Annotated in this window: 2 protein-coding genes; both read right to left on the bottom strand. The window is 39.1% G+C overall.

The features are described from left to right. Nucleotides 1–229: 229 nt before the first annotated feature. A complete protein-coding gene (locus BMZ71_RS14510) occupies nt 230–865 on the bottom strand; it encodes a helix-turn-helix domain-containing protein (protein WP_086990728.1) in 636 nt (211 codons plus the stop codon). Between the two features lie 432 nt (nt 866–1,297). Beyond that, nucleotides 1,298–1,555 carry a helix-turn-helix domain-containing protein gene (locus BMZ71_RS14505; RefSeq protein ID WP_086990726.1) on the bottom strand — a complete coding sequence of 86 codons (258 nt, stop codon included), beginning with the start codon at nt 1,553–1,555 and terminating at the stop codon, nt 1,298–1,300. Nucleotides 1,556–1,883 lie beyond the last annotated feature (328 nt).

Raw genomic sequence — 1,883 nt, 5'->3', positions numbered from 1 at the left:
GTTTATTTCCTTATGCATTTCATTTTACAATTTACCATCATTTTATTCTATCGTGTACTTAATAAGTTTTTCTTTCATTCTGTCAGGGTAAATTCTATAATGAATATTAGTTATAATTATCAGAATATTTTTTCTTTTCTCGTTTTTTGGTTGAAAACGAGAAGTAAAAAGACAGGTGGGCTATATGAAAAAAATTGCAGTAATTGGGAGTAGTGGTGGAAATTTACGTTCACAAGGTGGGGCTGATCCACAAAAAATGATGGCCGAAATTTTCGCTCAAGCAAAGGCGGCAGGTATTGAAGTTTCTGCTATTCAGTTTATTTAAACAGAAGGGATCTATCAAAGCAACGTTGTCGATAGCCTTATTGACCAGAGAGTACAGCATAGTCCGGATAATTCTTTCCTTCGCTTCAAAAACCAATCCTTGTTTCGGTATGCTCAATACCTCAACACCGTATTCTTTTAATAACGTTCTTAACCTCCTCATGTCTTCATCCAAAGTGCTTTTAGATATTTGGTATTCCTCTTCCTTCTGATAAAGAAAGACTTTATTTTGCCCCAGTGCTATGTCCAGGACTAAATCGAGTATCCGTTCATCCCTACTGTAAAATTCATCTTTAAAATCATTCTCAAAAAGCCCCATTAAATCGATTGTTTGACTTTTACTCAACGTCAACAGAAATCCCTTTCCTCTAATGGTCTCTATGATAGGAAATTCATTTTCCACCAAATAATCATTCAGGCTCTTTATCTCACTCCTCAAAGTCCTTTGACTTAACTTGAACTCCTCGCATAGTGTCTCTATGCTAACCGGAAAACCAGATATAACAAATTTTCTCAATAATTCTAATGATTTATCTCTCATATTCTTTATCTCCTTGTCTGATTGAAGTATATCTTCCCTCCGATTATTTTGTTAGTAGATATTATTGCCATCTAATTTTGCAAAAATGTAAACGCTGTCTTATTGTTGGGTATATGCAGGTTGCATCCCTTCTTTAACTCCTAATTCCAGAAGTGGTTCTTCATAAGTTTTGTGCATTCGTTACGACTAATCATAAAATATTGATTATACCATCTTCGCAAGGGGTGATAAATCATCCTGCACAACCATGATTATCCTCTCGACAGTTCCACCTTCTTTATATGTTGATTTCGTGTTTAAGGATGGCTCCCCCAATTGTCTGGAAAAGTTATCAGATGGCTCCATAATGATTCCTTTGGTTGCGCAAAAAGGACTGCCCTGAACCAAAAATGGTTTAAGGCAGTCCTTTTATGTTGGATTTTCTTTTCTATTTTATCCGTTGGCGATCCGGTCCTGGATTACATACACATTCGTACTGTATCTTCCGTTTGCCGCTGCATTTTTTCGGATTGTCAGATATCCTCTTTCAATCAAATTTTTCTGATGCTTCCGGAATCGGTCCTCGCTCATATTCAGATCCTTGCAGATTTCGCCCACCTTGGGAAAGATTGTGTCCCCGGCCCCGATGCATGCGGCAAAGTACGCATAGATCGCCTTCGCCTCGACCGTCAGCTTCCGGTCACTCATCATGCTCGCAGGAACCGTTCCATACCCATCGAAAGTACATCAACCACCTATGTTGTCATATCCATTATTTTCCCTGCTTTCCGTTTCTATGTTTCGACCGTACCGCTGACATCCTAAAGATGAATCGCTGTCTCGGTCTCTGCTTTTAAAGACTAAAGATGGCTGGAATTAGCTTCCGAAACCTATATACGGATAGCAATTGATCTGGATACGCACAGAATATGACCGGCTCGGATGGACTGCCGATGCTAGTTATTACCGAAAGAGCGTCGTAAAGCCCCTTGCTTTAGCTATGGGGATATAAGACGTGCACTCAGTTGTGTTATGTGGG

This window comes from Trichococcus flocculiformis (assembly GCF_900113645.1).
Classification (GTDB): Bacteria; Bacillota; Bacilli; order Lactobacillales; family Aerococcaceae; genus Trichococcus; species Trichococcus flocculiformis.
This window is presented reverse-complemented; position numbering and strand designations above follow the sequence as displayed.

Bases quoted from the DNA above. Each gene is read 5' to 3' on its own strand.
- BMZ71_RS14510 (WP_086990728.1), bottom strand. From the start codon at position 865: ATGAGAGATAAATCATTAGAATTATTGAGAAAATTTGTTATATCTGGT.
- BMZ71_RS14505 (WP_086990726.1), bottom strand. From the start codon at position 1,555: ATGATGAGTGACCGGAAGCTGACGGTCGAGGCGAAGGCGATCTATGCG.